This window comes from Ignavibacteria bacterium, assembly GCA_016873775.1.
In the GTDB taxonomy this organism is placed as follows: Bacteria; Bacteroidota; Ignavibacteria; order UBA10030; family F1-140-MAGs086; genus JAGXRH01.
In genome coordinates, this window is record VGWC01000004.1 from 1 (window position 1) to 17,345 (window position 17,345).

The window sequence follows — 17,345 nt, forward strand, 5'->3', positions numbered from 1 at the left end:
TATACTGTCCGTGCTTTTGTAAATTTCAAATCCTGTTTCAAATGTGCTGTTGTCTTGCCATTGTAATGTTACTTGTGTTTCTGTAAAATCGGTTATGGTAAGGTTTGTCGGTGCGGGAAACGTAAGAGTAACATTTTTAGTAATGTAACTACTAAAATTATACTGCGATTTTGCTCGCACACGGAAATAATACGTTTGCGAAATAAGAAAAACTCCGCTCAACGTTTTTGATGTAATGTTTGCATTTACAGAATCAACAAGTGTGTAATTTGTTCCGTCTGTTCCTTGCTCAATCAGAAATCCCGTTTCAATTGTGCTGTTGTCTTGCCATTGCAGTGTTACTTGTGTTTCGGTAAAGTCGCTTATGGTAAGGTTGGTGGGAGGATTAAATGTTAACGTGTATGGTTCTGTTTTTGTATATGAACTCACTCTGGTATCAAATTTTGCACGTACGCGATATTTGTAAGTTGTGTTTGTTATGTATGTGCCATTCAGTGTTACAGTCTCTGCATTATTACCAACGGTTGTGTCTTCGGTAAAATTTACTCCATCGTTACTATGCTCAACGTCAAAACTTACTTTCGTGTTCGGGTATGTTGGGCTGTGGTTTATATCCGTCCATTGTAAAGTAACCGCAGCATCAGAAAAAGAAGTAATGCGTAAGTTCTTAACCGGTTTCAATGTATAATCCGGGTCAGCGGGGTTGTTGTTTGCATACTCCTTGCAACTCCAGTTACAAAGGAGGAAGTAAGAAGTAAGAAGGATGAAAACTCGCCGTGGCGAGAGGAAAAGGAAGTTGTTATTCATAAAGTTGTTTTTTTTTGCCACTAATTACACGAATTGGCACGAAAAAAAATCAGTGAAGATTCGCGTTGTATCTGTGTAATTCGTGGTTAATTTTTTTGTTACACATGCAGTTCAATTTCAATATACTCACCTTGTCCTGTTTGAGTTACAGTTCTTCTAATCATTTCAGCAGAGTTCTGTATTCTTCGCAAGTCATTCGACGAAAGCACAATAATCTTCATTGTTCTCCCTTTCAAATTTTGTTGATAGGCAATATTCTGGTCGGCGGTAATAAATACATCAAACTCTTTTTCTGCGAGCGATAGCAATTCCCCGTTTTCATAACTTCCCCAACCAACTTCCTGCGCGGTTTTACAATAATATTCGCCGAGGATGTTCTTTATTTGGCGGGGCACACATTCATCAATCAAGATGCGCATTGCATTGCCTTGTCATATTCTAACTTCCAAGCATTATCTAATGCAGAAATTGCAACTTCGCGGGTTACGGAGGGAAAGCAATCGAGAAATTCTTCGAGCGTATAATCGTTTTCGAGATAATCAAAAAGTGTTTTGAGTGGAACGCGCGTATTCTTAAACACGGGAGTTCCGCCGAGAATATTTGGGTTTGTTGTAATGGGTAAGTTAGTCATAGTGTTATTTTTATTCTTCTCCGCTCAATGAGCATAGACGAATGACACAGATACAACACGGATTTCCACGAATTATATCGGTGAAGGTTCGTGTTTCATTCGTGTAATTCGTGGTTAATTTTTTTGTTACACATTCACCGCTTCAAAACCAATACGGAGATGTTCTTTTGCAGGAAGAGAAAAGTTCAATTTTTCAAATCCGATGACTTTGCCGTTGTTGTCTTTCATCAACACAACTTCATCGGCAGTTTCTTCGCAAACGTATTCTTTGCTTGGTTCATCAAACCAAACCGTGAGCGTGTTGCCTAATTTATCGTAATATACTTTTACTTGGTCCATAATTGTTCGCCTAATTTTATTGAGTTTGTTGGATATGCTGTAATAAGAAAACCGTCGCCGTTGAGTCGCTTTACCACCGCACAGACAAAACGATAATCTTCGCTACGTTTGTAAAATAAAAAAACTGTATCGTCTTTGCTGCTGCGCCTTATTTCATCGGGATTGGAAATTGTGTTTTCAACAAGTTCTTCTTTCCCGAACATTATAGGATGTTTTGTAGATGTAATAATCTCCCAATAGTTTCTCGTTACTCTCACGGAAAAACCGAGTGGGGTTTGAGTTTCAAAAAGAATATCGTCGAGCATTTGTTACAGTCTTACAAGAGAAAAATTTTTATTCACCGCGAATGACACAGATACAACACGGATTTCCACGAATTATTTCGGTGAAGGTTCGTGTTTCATTCGTGTAATTCGTGGTTAATTTTCCGTTCATAACAAATCTAAAAACTCATCAACAGTCATTCCGGCAAAACGAATCAACGAGCGAAGAGTACCCACAGAAAGTTCTTTATGCTGCGGAATAGAAAGATTAGCGCGAACACCTTGTTTTACCATTACGTAATGACTTCCGACTTGTCCCATACCTTTTCATCCCGCTTTCCGAAAAGCGTTCACTGCCTCTTTGCCCGAGATATTTGCTAAGCGTCTCATTATACTGCAACAACAATGGGTTCTATTTTTTTCTGAGAATGCGCTGCATTGTTCGCAGTAAGCGTCAACATTGCTTTTTGGTCTTCCGCCCAAAGCCACGCAGTGATTGCTTCTTTTATATTGTCGAGCGCTTCTTTTTCATCTTTCCCTTGTGAAACACATCCGGGAAGCGCGGGAACTTCTGCGACAAGCCATCCGTCTTCTGCTTGTTCTAATGTTACATGAAAGAGCATAAATTTCTGATACTATAATTGAAAAAATTTCGTTATTAATTTACAAAACACATTCATTGAAATCTACAATGTTAAATGTAAAATATAAAATGTTCAATAACTTTTCTCCATCACCCACGAATAAATCGTCCCCGCCAAAAACGCTCCCGCGCCGCCAACAGAAATTTGAAAATAGAGTTGATGTTTGTCGCGTATATCCCGAAAGTTTTTTACATCGGTTCCATTCGTTGCCGCATTGTAATAATCGTTCTTTTTCTCCGCGCTCAAAAAGAAATACGTTCCTACACCAGTTGCAAGCGTTGCTCCAGCAATCGAAATCCATTTCCCTCTTGCCCATCTATCAATAGATTGCTGGCGTGTGCCTTCGTACGTGAGTAGTTCAAACCTCACTTGCTTCTTATCATTTTCCAACAATGAGATGGTTTCCGTTTTATCAAGGAAATTATTTTTCTTTGCTGTTATGCGATAATCACCAATCAAGAGAGGAAGAACTTTCGGCGCAGTTCCTTTGTATTCTTCGTTCACAAAAATTTCCGCATCGCTTGCTTCCATCGGCTCAACAAACACAGAAACACTTCCGAGTTTTGGTGTTGGCGTGAGTGTTATGTTTTTATTCTCTCCAACGGAAACATATACTTCTTTTTCATCCGATGTATATTTTTCTCCGCGCTCTGCTCGTAACTGATAGCGTCCTGCATTTAATCGCGCTGTGTATGTTCCTTCACCAACTTCTTTATTGTTCAGAAAAATTTTACTTTCGTTTGCAGTTACATTCAATTCGCCATAATTTTTATTGAGCAAAATTGTTTTAGTTGTTGTTTTGCCGTCTTCAATCAGAATTTGTTCTTCTGTATCGTTGTAGAGTTCTTTGGAAACTTTGAGAAGATATTTTCCCGAAGTAAGTTTATTGTTGGTGAATGGAGTAACGCCGGCTTTCTTTCCGTCAAGAAAAACTTCGGCATTATTTTCCGGCGATGACGTAACGGAAAGTGTGCCAAACGCAGGACGCATTTGAGTAGTGATAGTATATGTTTCTCCGTCGCGCACTTCTAAGGAAAATGTAGAATCGTGATAAAATTTTTGAGTGAGGAGAAGCGAGTATGTTTGGCTTTCGATTGTATAGTTTGTAATTGGTGCTTCGCCGATAAATTTATCGTTGAGATACACGGAAGTTCCCGACGGTTGTTCTGTAACATTTAAAATTCCGAAACGAGGTTTGAGTTTCAGTGAAAGCGATTTTGTTTTTCCTTCTTCAATAGTAAACGTCGAAACGTCGGAGTGATACAATGCTTTACGCAATTCTAACTGATGATTTCCCGCAACGAGTTCTCCTTGATACGGTGTTGCTCCAACCTTTTGTCCGTTCACCAAAATTTCCGCTCCGCTTGGTTCGGATGTTATTTGCACAATACCGGGCAATGAAAATATTTGTGTTGTTGTTCCTGCTTTCAACGTAATGTCGAGTTGCTGATTTTGCGAAACGTTCATCGTTTTTGTTTCATCGGCAAATCCATCTTTGGAAAAACGAAATGTGAATTCACCTTGCGGAAGTTTATATGAAATTGTTTTGCTTTTAGAAAGTGTCGGCGAAAAATTACCGTATGAAGAATACACATTGTCCTCGCTGAGTTTAAAAACAATTTCAAATAAATTTTCGTCTGCTATTCTATCAGGCGCAAAACCAACTGCTTTTATCGCCATTTCATAACTTCGCTTTTGAGCAAAGTTTGTAGCGGGAAGTTCGAGTCGTTGAAAACCATCGGCATCAATTTTCAAAATGTGTGTGCCGTACGGAATCCACACTTCCCAATCCCCGGAGGAAACTTGCGTTACTTTATCAATCCGTCGGTTGCTTTCAAATCGAAGATTCGGAATTTGTGAATGTACCATAATCACCGCTTTATCTGTTTCCAATACTACGCGCGAAGATTGATACAATGTATCAACTTTCATCTGGCGATTGAGAGTTTGAGTAAATGATAACGTTTGAAAGAGAGTTGTAAAGCAGATAGCAAAAATAATTCTTATGGTTTGATTTATCCTCATATTTTTTTGTTTGTTTCAGATAAAAGAAAATGGAAAAATTTGCGGCGTAAATTTAGTAATTGTAGGACTAATTCACAACGGATTCACAGCAGTTGAAACGAAACTCTGTTGAAAATAATACTCATCTGTTTCATTCATATATCTGTTGAGAATGACCTTACTTCAACACTTCAATCCAAATAATTCGCATTCCCGCATAGTGCGTGATGTCAATTTCACTCATATTTTTTGCGTTGTAATATTTTTGTTTTTCAAAACGCACGAGAGCAACGATGCCATTCTGATCAATGATTGCGGCAAATAACCCTTCGCGCGATTCAAAATCCTTAGCGCTGCCAGTTATAAGTTTATTCTTTTTTACAAGCGAATCCAGTTTCGATGTAAATTCGTCAAAATTTTTGGTAGTGAGGAGCGTAGAGATTGGAGCCGGGAGATTAGTAGTGTGTGTATCGCTCATCGTTGCTCCAGTATTCGGTTTTGTTCTCGCGCCCGGAAGAGTGAACACAACAGTATTTGCAATGGTATTGTTAATGCGAACCGAATGCGCAAGTTGTAGTAATTCATCCATTTCGTCTTCGTAAGCGTAATGGACATTCAGTAAAATTTCGCGCTCAATATTTTCCTCTTGCGAAAAATAGAATGTGAGTTTCGCTTCGCCGTTTCGAACTTCTCCTTGCGTTTGTCCTTGTCCATCGAAATATTCGAAGTACAAATGTGAAACGAGTTTGCTTTTATATTCAACGTTATATTTCCAAACAAGATGTTCGTCATCAATTTTTTTTACAGCAGAACAATGAATGTTACGAACAATATTTTCCATCTCATTAGCAATCGCTGACGAAAGATTCGAAGTAGCAATTCCGTTAGAAAAAGTGAATGAAATCGTATCGGGATACATTTCGGTGAGCAACAACGCCCAATAGTAATTTTTTAACGCTGTGCCAATGTTTCCCTTCTTTGATTCCGATTGAGCAAGAAGTAAATGCTCGATGGTTTTCTGTTTTCTCAGTGCGAATATTTTTTTCACAATGTCCCGCGCAATAAATTTTTTCACATGAAAAATATTGTCTGCGTCTTTCATAATTTCCTCCTGAACGTCCTGCAACTGCATCGAAGATTTTGCAATGATTTCAACTGATGTCGTTTCATTCAACGCGGTGTTTGTTTCCGACAATTTTCTTTTGACGGAAGAAGAAACAAACACTTGAATTTGTTCAAGCATAGATTTCATAGCATCTTGCTTTGCTTTTTCTAAGTCAGCATTGGAAGCAACACCAGTGTAGTATGTGTTATCTTGCTGCGAAATAGTTTTTAAAGGAATAAGGAAAATAAGAAGAATAAAAAATTTATACATAAAGTTTTTTCTACATAGTAAAAATAGCCGCCAAGAATCACAAAGAATAAAAACTTGACTCAATCCTAAAATCTGTAAATACTTCCTCACTTCCACTCGCCGTACAGTTCCATCCGTTCCGTAACTCGCACAACGTAATCCTGCGTTTCTTTGTACGGCAATTTATTTTTCAATTGTTTGAATACTTCGTCGGAAGTCATAGAATTTATTTTTTTAACTGCGGGTTTCAGTTTTGTTTTTCCTGTGAACGCGCGAGCAACATTTCCTGCGCCGGTATTATACGCAGCTACAGCACAATACAAACGACTTTGTTCATTCTTAATATTCTTGAAATATTTCGACAGCAAAATTTTTAAGTACGCAGTACCGAGTTCAACATTGTTTTCTGGAGTGTACAAATATTCCGGTGTGAGCAGAGAATCAACTTTATACACGTACAAATACGCATCACGACCTGCAGATTTCGGAACGAGTTGCATCAATCCGTATGCAGGAACACCGGAGCGCGCTTTCGGATTGAAAAAACTTTCCGTATGAATCACTGCAAACGCGAGCGAAGCATCAACTTCAAAACGCTTCGATTCGTGTTGCACGTTCTCGCGAAATTTGTCCGCGCGTTTTTTTAAATGTTCGGGAACAAGCGGAACACGTACTATTATTGCAATGCGTTTTTTCCCGTCGTCGCCTTTGATTTCTTCTTGTTGCGTTTCTGATTTTGCTGCGATTTGTTCTGCAAAAGTTATTGCATTTTCTTCGGTAACCGGTTTTCCATCAAGCGTCGAAAGTTGTTCAAGCAATATCGGTTCATCGGCGGGTTTTGAGGTTTCTTTTTTTTCCAACGGGTCATCGTTTCCTTTCGATACGACCATTTTAGAAATTTCCTCTTTCAATTTTTGCTGAATAGTTTCTTTATTTTTCGATTCCGTTTCGTCAACGAGAATTTCCACTTTTGCAACTCCTTTTTCAAAATCAACGCTCCGACGCGATTTGAAATCTTTGCTGTACGATATCCATTCTTTCTTCGAACTTGTTTTCACATTTTTTTTCCCCCAGTTCTTCCCGATGTTTTTTACGTAATCTTCAAACGTTTTTTTTTGCTCTTCTTCAAATTTTTTATACTCATCGGAAACTTTTTGTTGATATTGAAAAAACGCTTCTTCCTGTTCCTGAATGCCTTGTTGTTGCTGTTTCATAAATTGTTGAAACAACGAATCTTCTTTAGTTTGTGAAAAAAGAAATTGGTAAAATGAAAATAATAGAATGATGATGGAGAGTAAATGTGTATAACGCATATATTGTTTCTTGAAAAAAACCGTAAAATGAAATTTGTTATTGAATATGTCGTTGAAACCGTTCAAGATTCAGTTTTCCATTTTTTTATTTGACGAACGACAGAAACCGTTCTTCCAATAATGCACCGGAAGTATGCTTCATTTCATTGCGCAAAAATTCCTGGAGCAATTCTCTTCGCTGCACAAAGTCAAGATATGCGAAAGGACGTTCTTCTTCGATGTCAACATCGAAAACATTTTTCGTGCGCGCTTCAATTTTTTGTATGAGTTGAGTGAGTGTTTGTGCATCGTAGCCACAATGTGTCAAAATAATTGCGGCGGCTTTATCCGCTTCCGTTTCCATTTTCAACGTACGAGGTTTGTTCACTGTTTCCCATGCTACTTGCGCAAATTCTACTAATGCTTCTTCCGTTGTGTCGGGAGATTCATTGAACTCTTTATTCATATCTTCGAATGCTTCTTCGACGTGAATTTTTGTTTTTGAATAAACAAGTTCTTTGATTCCATGCTGCAAAATAATGTGCATTATTTCGTGAGCAATAACACCAGCGAGTTCTGCTTCATTGCTGCAAACATCAATCAAACCTTTGGAAACAAAAACAAATCCTCCCGGAAGTGAAAATGCGACTGCGCGTTCGTCGTCGAGTACATAAAAGCGAAATCGCACGTCATTCATCGGCGTATGTTCAACGATATACAGTCCAAGAAGGTTAACATACTTTGAAAGAGCAGGATTGCGAACGACACCGCGTGATAAAATTTTTGCGGCAATTCCTGCGCCGATTCCTTCTTCCGATTCTGAACAATGATATTCGGGAATCAATGTTTGAAAATCTTCATAAATGTTGTGAAACGGAACAAGATGCACTTGTTGCAACGTGCTTCGCTGAAAATCAAGAAAATCGTTTGCGGAAAATGCTTGTTCGGCAATAACGTCGAGCATTTCAATTTGTTCGCGGGAAGTTTTGCCATAACGTTCTGCAAAGCCGCGAATTGCCGCTGCAACTCCTGCCTTTGTCGCTTTCGGAGATGACCATTCTGCTTCAAGATTTTTTGATGAACTTGGAGGTGCTTCAGTCAAACAATTTTTTGACATCCATCCTTTGGTTTTATCGGGAGTTTTAATGTTTAACCACATTCCTTTTTCATCCTGAATAGTAATAGCAACACCGGAAGGAAGAACGCGCAGAAGGTCGTAGTAATTTCCAGGACCTTCACGTACTTCATTGCGAGTGCGTTTTGTGTACTGTGTTTTTTGCGAGTGAAGAAATGTTGCAGTGAATAATGATAAAAGTATAATGATGAGAATGCGCTGCATAATAATTTTCCTTTCAATTGAGTTGTGAGGTTACGTTAATTCGTGAATTGGTTTCCACTCTTCCGCGGGGGGAACGCGGAGAAGTTGTTGAGTGCGTTGAAGAAAAATTTTTGTTGGCGTATCGTTGCTGTTGCGTTCATAAAGTTCGGAAAAAATATCGTTCGCCTTTTGAAACATTCGGTGCTCGTACGCGCGAAGTCCTTCAATGTATTGTTGATAGAACAGCATTTCTTCGTGTGGAACAGTTTCTACGATTCCGATGACTTGATACAACTTCGTAGCAATATCTTTTCCTTTTAAGTACACCGTATCAATTTCACGGCAAACAATTTTATTTTGGACTTGGAGAAAAACTTCTTCACTGATAAGAATGGAAGTGCGATAAATTTTATTTGCGCCTTCGAGACGTGAAGCGATATTGACTGTATCGCCAATTGCAGTGTACTCGATGCGTTGTTTCGAACCGATATTCCCAATAACCATTTTACCGCTATGAATTCCAAATCGCGTTGTACTGAAGAGATTATTACTCCGCAGTTTGAGTTTCTTTAATGCATCCTGAATTTCAAGCGCAGAAATACACGCGCGATAAGCGTCGTCATTTTTCTTATCGGGAATTCCATACATTGCCATAACTGCATCGCCGATGTATTTATCGAGAAATCCTCCATTGCGAAAAATAATATCTGCAACGATAGAAAAATATTCATTGAGATTTTTTACTAAGGTTTTCGGTTCGTCGTTCAGTTGTTCCGCTTTCTCCGTGTAGTCTTCGATATCGGAAAAAAATATCACGGCATCGCGCAGTTCTCCTTCGCGGTCTATTTTTTCCGGATGTTCTTCAATCGTTTTAACGATGCTCGGATGCAAGTATCTGTTGAACATAGAACGCAATTGACGCCGCGCTCTTCCTTCCGTTGCGTAACTCCATACAGAAGATATTGCAAACGAAGAAAAAATAGCGAAGAGTGGTGCGACCATTTCAAGCCAGATTTTTTGCGACGTGAACAAATAACAACAAAGATAAATCCAAATTCCCGTACTGAGAAACACAACAACAATACTGAACCATACTTCGCGAAAATAAAACATTGCAAAAGAAATTGCAAAAGAAAAGAACAGAATAGCAAGAAGCGTTACGAATTGGTTTGTTATTTGTAAAAAATCTTGTTGAAGAAGATTGCTCAACATTGTTGCATAAATTTCCATTCCAGGATATGGTTCTTCCTGCGTAAACGGTGTATTGCGAAAATCCAGAAGCCCCGGCGCGTTTGTTCCGATGATAACATATTTATTGTTGAATGAATCCGACGGAATAATCGGTTGATGATGACGTTGTTCCTGCAATGCGGAACTCAGCAGCGTTTGAATGGAATAGTATTGATTTTTAAAACATCCTTCGGGTCCTCCTTTACCATACCACCACAACAGGAAATTTCCGTTTTCATCAAGAGGAATTGAAACCGAATCTACAAGAATTTTTTTTGAAACATCGTTGAATAAAATTTGTTTTTTTTGAATACAAAATCCGGCGAAACCGAGATGGGGAAGCGTGTTTCCATTGTAATTGAACAGCAAAGGAATGCGTCGGCAAATTCCATCAGCATCAAAAAAATAGTTGACCGTTCCCAATGAATGTGCGGAAGTTTGAAGCAATGGAGAGGGGAGAAGCGCAGATGAAAAAATTGTCGTAGAAACTGCGTTTAACGGAAAATTGAATGTTTGTTTTGCGACAAGTTTATGATTGGGCGGTGTAATTTCTTCCTTTAATTGAAATGCAAGCGAAACATTGTTGGCGTTCGTGAGCGCTTCGGAAAAAATGCGGTCATTGATGTCTTCGCCGTTCACCCAATCTTTGACATCGGGAGAAGTGAATAACACATCGAAGAGCACTGCCTTTGCGTTTCCCCGTTGAAAATATGAAACAAGTTGTGCGTAAATATCACGAGGCCAAGGCCAGTACACATTTTGTTTTTCTAACGCCTGCAAACTTGGGTCATCTATGACAGCAATAGCAATATTTTTGCTTACGGATTCCGGATGGGAAAAAAGATGAAATCGAATATCGAGAGTTTTAAGTTCGAGATGTTCAAAGGTGGAGAAGAGTACGAGTAAAAGAATAAACAATACAGCAACGCATCCACTGTAGAACGAAGTGCGAAATTTTCTGTTCGAATTCATCGTTTGATATTAAATGAATGAAAAAGAATATGCTCAAAAGTTCTGAAAAGAAAATTTCTTGTATCAGTTATATCACGGAGTTAGTGGACAACGGATGAGTACATAATAAATATTATTGTTCGTGTCTCGCCATCGCTTCGTAATTTCAGCATTGGAAACCACAACAGAAAATTCTTGATTCTGTATTTCTTGTCCGCTCTGTGCAGTAGATTTCGTTATGGATTGCAGTTTAAGTGTTGCTAATGAGCGTGCAAGTTTCCATCGAGCATCTCGTTCTGCTTCAATCCACGATGATAATTCATAGTAATTATCTTGTTCGACACCAACTTGATATACAACATTTTTTTCTTTAGGAAGTGCAGATGTCCAATCAGGTGCGCGTGAATCGGAAACGTTGATGAGTGTCTTGAAATGTTCAAACTCTTTGCACGATGAATCGCCGACGAGAACAACAGCACAATTTTCCGTGAATGAAGAATCGAGAACAATGAGAGAAGGTGAATTTCTCAGCAACAATGAAGAATCAAATGATTCGAGAAAATTATTTCCCTGGAACATCGTTCCGTGCTCCATTTTGAAAAACGCTTCGCCTCCGGATACAGAAAATTGTTTGAGGCGAACACTGTTTTCAATTGCGTTTTTCTTGGCGGCAAGTACAGAATTGTGTTGATAATGCGAAAGAGTTGCAAATCCAACGGATATTGATGGACACGCAACTCTTTCGGGCTCGAGAAACCATAATGGATATTCAAAAGGTTCCTGGGAAAACAAGACTGAGTTGAAAAGTAACAGAACGAGAAGCGTACGCAATGAAGGGGAAAAAAAATACAGCATTGCAAGTTCCTCGCAGTAACGATTGATTACTTTTGACCTTTTTTGAATTCTTCGTACTTCTCCGTTTCTTTTTCGAGTTCGTCAAAAGTTTGTGATGCGCGGAAACGTGTGTACATCTGTTCGTTCTTTTTGATTTGGTCAACAAGCGCGGCATTTACTGCGCCAACGGGATATTCAATCAGAACATACGCGCGAAACATTCCGCCTTCTTTGGAAATTTTCTGTTTTGCAATTCTGGTCCCGGAAAGTGAAGTTGATACAACGGTCTTCGATGCTGATGTGAACATAGAAAGTAATTGCGCATCTTTTCCTAATCCTGTTTCTTCATCAAATTTCTTTTGAAGACCTTGAATTTTTACATCAACCATACGTCCAATTTCTGTTCTTCCATCTGTTGCGGCTTTGTCAATTGCAAGTTGCATATCCTGCGATGTTGCTGAACGCGCTGCGAACAGATAATTCGGGTCTTGGGGTGGGTTCATAAACCAATCGGGTATATCACCTTCGGATACGTCGGAAAGTCCTTGTTTGCTTCCTCCGCATCCTGCTAACAATGTAATTACAAATAAACTAAATAATAATGAAGTGAAGTGCTTCATACGAACTGCTCCTTGAAATAAGTGAATAAGATTTTTTCCGCAAAGCGGAAGTGAATTAAAAAAATATTTTGTGATAATTGCAATAAAATTGCGAGTGAATATACATACTATCAATGAAAACGAAAACAGTTTTCTAAAAAATTTGTTACGCAAAAAAATATCTCTATATTTTCGCCCGAAAATTTTACCGCCGAAGTGGCGAAACTGGCAGACGCGCTGGACTCAAAATCCAGTCCGGCTTACACCGGGTGTGGGTTCGACTCCCTTCTTCGGCACAGAAATAAAAAATCCGTTTCAGTTCCTGAAACGGATTTTCACTTTTATTCGTACTTCTTATATTCAGCAAATCCTTGCTTTACTAATTCATCATTTACGTTGATGAGTTTTTCGTTTTGTTTCAACCACACTTCACCGAGATAGCGACCGAATTTTTCTTTTCTGTCTTTGATTGTTTGCAGAAGAATTTCTTTTCCATCGAGCAACGAACGAAGATAATCGCGGGAGGCAATACTTTTCTTTCGCGAGCGTCCTCGTATTTCGGGAGCGTTGATTCTGTGCAATCGAATTTTTTCTTTGCGTAACGTTGTATTAAATCCTACATCAATATCTACAGTAATCGTATCGCCATCGTATACGCTGACAACGTTTGCTTTGTAATAATACAGGAATTCTTCTTTCATTTTTAGTAACGTTATTTTATCAGTAACATTGTTTTTGTTATTGAGTTTCCTTTTTTCGATGCGTTATTTCCAACAACCATTCGGTAATAATACATTCCAGAAGGTAAGTTTCCTGCATTGAAATGTATGATATATTCTCCTGCATCGTTCATTTCGTTCACAAGTGTTTGAATTTCCTTTCCTAGAACATTGTAAAGTTTTATTGTAACGAACGACGAATGTTCCAGCGTGTACACAATTGTTGTCGTCGAATTAAACGGATTCGGAAAATTTTGAAGAAGTGAAAATGAATTTGGCTCAAATGGATTTTCAAGAACATTGACTAAATGTTTAAATCGCAGTGTATCAGTTCCGCCAAAATCATAGTACCGTGCCGCGAATTCCTGGAGGTACTGATTTGCAATTCGATTATTTTGAATTGCAATGGAGTTTTCATTATTCGAACCTTCTCCGCTGTTAGACCAATTCATTGAACCCGTCCACACCCATTGATGCGCAGAAGAATCCAACGCATCTTTTATCGCAAGTTTATGATGAAGCAAACCACTTACACCTGTTTTTAATTTTACATCCACTCCGGCGGTTGTGAGTCGCGAATATTGCGTTCCAAGGTCAGTGTTATTATCCATTACACCACGAACTTGTTTCCCTGCGTTGTTTAGAGAAATAATTGCGTCGGCAATTTCCGTTCGGGTGAACGTGTAAATATTAAATTCGAAATCATACGTTGCTGATTTGATGAAACGAACAAATTGCGACGATGTTTTATCCGTTGGACTGAAATATACTTCGACTTCTGAACCATTGACGAGAAATTTATGAGGCGTGTTATTGAGTTTCCGAACGCCAAATCGCGAATAGGTTGAATTCGGAATATCAGTGTTACTTCCCCACATTTCTTCGAACTCACGCGTGTATGCATTTGCAAGCGACATATCCTGAATTTCAATGACGTTTTGCATATCACTTTGTGTTCCTTGTTGAGTGATATTCCACGAACCGGTCCATAGCCACGTACTTTCGGGAGCTCCGCCGCGCGCATCAATGATAAGAAATTTATTGTGCATCAATTCGGCGCCGTCGTTATCTCCAAATGTATCGTCAATGAGTGGAATTCCATTTTGTTCTAATAATAGAAATGCATTGGAATTTCTGTTGTCTGCTTCAGCAATTACGCGAACTTTTACGCCGCGATTATTTCTTGCCGCAACAAGTGCTGAGGCAACCAATTCGCCTTCATTTGCTCCGCTAAAACTATACAAGCACAAATCTACCGAGCGTTTTGCTACGTTGATTCTGTTGATAATTTTTTGCACGAAGTTCACATTTCCTTGCGCAGGTTCAGGTAAGGCAAGCGGTGCGAATATACTCTTGCTGAAATAGACATTCATTTGTCCCGATGAAGCATTCGGCGATGTTGTACTCACAACAAGATTTTGCGAATAGCATGTGTCGGAAGATGAATCCGAAAATGCAACTGCATTGTAAATTGTTGCCGGTGATAATCCTGTAAGAACTACTGCATGATTTCTTGTCGGTGTTGCATCTCCGGTTATTCCTAATTCGTAATCAGTCGTAAGTCCGTATTTTATAAAGGAAGAAGAGTTGCGTTTTGTCGTCCAAGAAATTTTCAGAGATGTTTGTTGCAGTTCGCTTTCAACCGGAACAGAAGAAAACGATGGTCCGCAACTTTTTACATCCGCATCGTTTCGCGGCATAACTTGATAACCTCCGAAAAACGGTGAACTTAAATCAAATTGCCCAATGACACCAACAATATCGAATTCACCTTGAGGCGCAGGAGTTCCGCAAAGATTGATACAATTATCAGCGCGGATTTGAGTGAAACCGCTTGCATCGATCAAACGGTAATTTCTTCCGGAGGTTCCGCAATCCCAAGTTGTAATCGGATTTCCGAAAGTATCACGAACAACAACAGCGAGGATTTTTACTAACATTCCTTCATACGTTTCATTGATTTCTTGAGTTGTTATCAAAACTGGTTCTACTTCGTTACCAATGCTTACTACTTGGTTTAAAGTAAGTTCCACAAGTTCAGTTAATCCGTTGAAGTTCGTAACTTTTCCAGTAAGAATAACATCGTCTCCAATATTGATGGAATCGGAAGTTATTGTTCCATACACAGCAATTGCTCCCGTATTGTCTTGAATATGCGAAGGACTGCAAAACTCGTTTCCAACGGTAACAATTCCGCGAATTGTTACGAACTGGTTTAACATAACGGGAATTCCCAATGAATCAACTTGCTTAACATTTCCAATGGGAGTGGGCGTTCCGAACACAAGAATTGTTCGTGTTGGAGCAACATCACGAAATGCTGTGCAACGCGATTGAACTCGGATTGGATACGACCCTGTAGAATCCGGAACAGTAACGTTCGTTATAGTTATTTCCGTCGAGTCGGAAGAAAACGTAATTCCTTCAATGAGAATAGAATCTACCGAAACAGATGTTGTTGCTGTAATATTCGTAAAAGAAATATCATTAACCGAATGCGACCATGAAAATGAATTTGGAAGAATAATGCGTAAATCGGAAATAGTTTGACTTTCTGCGCGTTTGTATTTCACAATGATATTTGTCTGTTGTCCTCCTTCTACGGAAGAAGGAGAAACCACTACTGCGCCTGAACCATCGCAGAGTGCAGGTTCAGTTGGACTCGAAGTATTTTGTGGAAGTCTTCCGCACATCCTCGCAACAAAATCATTGCAATTTTGTTCGGTGTCTTGACCATTTCCCAACAAGGAATGTGCGCCAATTCCGCACAACGAATCGGAAGTAGAAGTGGATTTTGCTTTTCGTTCGACGCTGTTATTATTTGCAGTTGTTCCGTGATTCGGCGACGCGCATCCTTCGGGGTCAATGGCGCTTCCCCAACCAACTTTATCTTGCGTAGTTGTTGTAGAATTGACAATTTGTAAATGTCCGTTATCCGCCATTCCCGCAGTCCATTCACTGGGAATATAATCTGCAGGTACATTTCCCTGATAACTTGTTGGCGCTATGAGAAAAAATCCTTTTGCAGGAATTGATTTTCCTGAAGGTATATTTGCTCGCGGCGACCACGTTGTTCCCGTAGCAGATTTATATTCCAGTTTCCATCCGGATAAGTCAATCGGCGCATCAGTCGGATTGTAGAGTTCGACGAATTCATCCGTGGCAGATGTTGCGCCGCGCGTTGCAAATTCAGAAATAACAACGTGCGATGTTTGAGCAATTAGTATGAATGGAACAATGAACAAAAGGAAAAGAAATATTATTTTTTTTAACATATAAGTAGTACTGAAATAGAATTGAAAATCTCAATGTAATTTGTGTCCTCGACAAGACTCGAACTTGTATTAGAAGTTTAGGAAACTTCGGTTCTTTCCTGTTGAACTACGAGGACTAGTTCGCAGAAAAAAAAATTCGGAGTTAAAATATCGAAAAGTTTGTGAGGCGACAATTTTATTGAAGGAAATTATCTTTTGTTGTTTTCTTTGATTTTCACTTTTCATTTCAATAAATTTTTCTCCGATTTTTTTATGAGCATAACAAACACAATTCCTTCTCGCCTTTTCGATACGATACGTGTTGAAAATGAAAATACAATTGCAACTATCACACTTGCTCGAGCAGATAAACGTAATGCGTTGAACGATGTAATGGTTCGCGAATTGACGGAAGCATTTTCATTTTTTAATAGGAACGGATTGTGCCGTGTAATAATCTTGAGAGGAGAAGGAACTGCTTTCTGTGCAGGAGCGGATTTGGAATACTTGCAGAAACTTTCAAATTATTCGCTCATTCAAAATCAAGACGATTCTCGGAACTTGATGCAATTGTTTCGTTCAATGTATGAATCACGAAAACCGATAATTGCTATGGTCAATGGTCCTGCGCTTGCTGGCGGATGCGGACTTGCAACAGTGTGTGATTTTATTTTTGCCGGAAAAGAGAAAGCACAATTTGGTTACACGGAATCACGTATTGGTTTTGTTCCTGCTATCGTTTTGCTTTTTTTAATTCGTAGAATTGGAGAAGGTCGCGCGCGTGAATTGGTGATGAGCGGTAAAATTCTTTCTTCGATAGATGCAAAAGATTTTCATTTGATTACGGAAGTTGTGGATGATATAAAACTTGAAAAGTTTACCTATAGTTTTGCTGAGCAACTTATTGAACAAAATAGCAGTTCTTCACTTGCACTATGTAAAGAAATGTTTGTGAACATTAGTGATATGGAAACTACGAAAGCGCTTGAATACGCTGCGATGATGAACGCACTTGCACGAATGACGGATGATTGTAAAAAAGGAATTGATGGGTTTTTGAAGAAGGAAAAAGTTGTTTGGTAATTAGTAATTTGTCATTAGTAGTT

16 protein-coding genes, 2 tRNA genes and 1 pseudogene are annotated in these 17,345 nt (G+C 39.0%); 2 read left to right on the plus strand and 17 right to left on the minus strand.

The genetic code is table 11. The features are described 5' to 3' along the window. The 14 genes and pseudogenes from FJ218_00940 to FJ218_01005 form a co-directional block, all read right to left on the minus strand. A partial coding sequence (locus FJ218_00940; protein MBM4165487.1) for a fibronectin type III domain-containing protein occupies positions 1 to 807 on the minus strand: 807 nt, incomplete at its 3' end. A 98-nt stretch (positions 808 to 905) separates the two neighbouring features. Beyond that, on the minus strand, positions 906 to 1,202 hold the full coding sequence (locus FJ218_00945; protein MBM4165488.1) for a hypothetical protein: 297 nt from the start codon (positions 1,200 to 1,202) through the stop codon (positions 906 to 908). A gap of 11 nt (positions 1,203 to 1,213) precedes the next feature. After that, the gene (locus FJ218_00950) at positions 1,214 to 1,438 is read right to left on the minus strand and encodes a DUF433 domain-containing protein (GenBank protein MBM4165489.1); all 225 of its coding nucleotides are present in this window, start codon (positions 1,436 to 1,438) and stop codon (positions 1,214 to 1,216) included. Between the two features lie 126 nt (positions 1,439 to 1,564). Then, on the minus strand, positions 1,565 to 1,777 hold the full coding sequence (locus FJ218_00955; protein ID MBM4165490.1) for a DUF2283 domain-containing protein: 213 nt from the start codon (positions 1,775 to 1,777) through the stop codon (positions 1,565 to 1,567). Beyond that, positions 1,765 to 2,082 (minus strand): DUF4258 domain-containing protein, encoded by a 318-nt coding sequence (locus tag FJ218_00960; GenBank protein MBM4165491.1) that lies wholly within the window; start codon positions 2,080 to 2,082, stop codon positions 1,765 to 1,767. Before FJ218_00960 ends, FJ218_00955 begins: the two co-directional genes overlap by 13 nt. A gap of 126 nt (positions 2,083 to 2,208) precedes the next feature. Further along, positions 2,209 to 2,430, minus strand: a pseudogene (locus tag FJ218_00965) (type II toxin-antitoxin system HicA family toxin). Beyond that, positions 2,430 to 2,663, minus strand: coding sequence for a type II toxin-antitoxin system HicB family antitoxin (locus FJ218_00970; GenBank protein ID MBM4165492.1), 234 nt, complete (start codon positions 2,661 to 2,663; stop codon positions 2,430 to 2,432). Before FJ218_00970 ends, FJ218_00965 begins: the two are co-directional and overlap by 1 nt. A gap of 93 nt (positions 2,664 to 2,756) precedes the next feature. Further along, positions 2,757 to 4,709, minus strand: coding sequence for a PEGA domain-containing protein (locus tag FJ218_00975; GenBank protein ID MBM4165493.1), 1,953 nt, complete (start codon positions 4,707 to 4,709; stop codon positions 2,757 to 2,759). A gap of 157 nt (positions 4,710 to 4,866) precedes the next feature. Then, complete coding sequence (locus FJ218_00980; protein ID MBM4165494.1) at positions 4,867 to 6,063, minus strand: hypothetical protein; 1,197 nt, start codon at positions 6,061 to 6,063, stop codon at positions 4,867 to 4,869. Between the two features lie 86 nt (positions 6,064 to 6,149). Next, entirely contained in the window at positions 6,150 to 7,355 is a 1,206-nt protein-coding gene (locus FJ218_00985; protein MBM4165495.1) for a DUF3393 domain-containing protein, read from the minus strand. Between the two features lie 85 nt (positions 7,356 to 7,440). Beyond that, on the minus strand, positions 7,441 to 8,673 hold the full coding sequence (locus FJ218_00990) for a hypothetical protein (GenBank protein MBM4165496.1): 1,233 nt from the start codon (positions 8,671 to 8,673) through the stop codon (positions 7,441 to 7,443). Positions 8,674 to 8,703: 30 nt separating this feature from the next. Continuing rightward, entirely contained in the window at positions 8,704 to 10,854 is a 2,151-nt protein-coding gene (locus FJ218_00995) for an adenylate/guanylate cyclase domain-containing protein (protein MBM4165497.1), read from the minus strand. Between the two features lie 72 nt (positions 10,855 to 10,926). Then, positions 10,927 to 11,688 (minus strand): hypothetical protein, encoded by a 762-nt coding sequence (locus tag FJ218_01000; GenBank protein ID MBM4165498.1) that lies wholly within the window; start codon positions 11,686 to 11,688, stop codon positions 10,927 to 10,929. Between the two features lie 26 nt (positions 11,689 to 11,714). Beyond that, positions 11,715 to 12,287: a hypothetical protein gene (locus FJ218_01005; GenBank protein MBM4165499.1), complete on the minus strand. Its 573-nt coding sequence runs from the start codon at positions 12,285 to 12,287 to the stop codon at positions 11,715 to 11,717. Between the two features lie 189 nt (positions 12,288 to 12,476). Here FJ218_01005 and FJ218_01010 point away from each other — a divergent pair. After that, positions 12,477 to 12,562: transfer RNA gene (locus FJ218_01010), tRNA-Leu, on the plus strand. A gap of 45 nt (positions 12,563 to 12,607) precedes the next feature. Here the strand turns inward: FJ218_01010 and FJ218_01015 are convergent. The 3 genes from FJ218_01015 to FJ218_01025 form a co-directional block, all read right to left on the minus strand. Continuing rightward, positions 12,608 to 12,967, minus strand: coding sequence for a thermonuclease family protein (locus tag FJ218_01015; protein ID MBM4165500.1), 360 nt, complete (start codon positions 12,965 to 12,967; stop codon positions 12,608 to 12,610). An 11-nt stretch (positions 12,968 to 12,978) separates the two neighbouring features. Continuing rightward, positions 12,979 to 16,260, minus strand: coding sequence for a T9SS type A sorting domain-containing protein (locus FJ218_01020; GenBank protein ID MBM4165501.1), 3,282 nt, complete (start codon positions 16,258 to 16,260; stop codon positions 12,979 to 12,981). A gap of 40 nt (positions 16,261 to 16,300) precedes the next feature. After that, positions 16,301 to 16,376: transfer RNA gene (locus FJ218_01025), tRNA-Arg, on the minus strand. A gap of 136 nt (positions 16,377 to 16,512) precedes the next feature. Here FJ218_01025 and FJ218_01030 point away from each other — a divergent pair. After that, positions 16,513 to 17,322, plus strand: a complete 810-nt coding sequence (locus FJ218_01030) for an enoyl-CoA hydratase/isomerase family protein (protein ID MBM4165502.1) — start codon at positions 16,513 to 16,515, stop codon at positions 17,320 to 17,322. Positions 17,323 to 17,345: the final 23 nt, after the last annotated feature.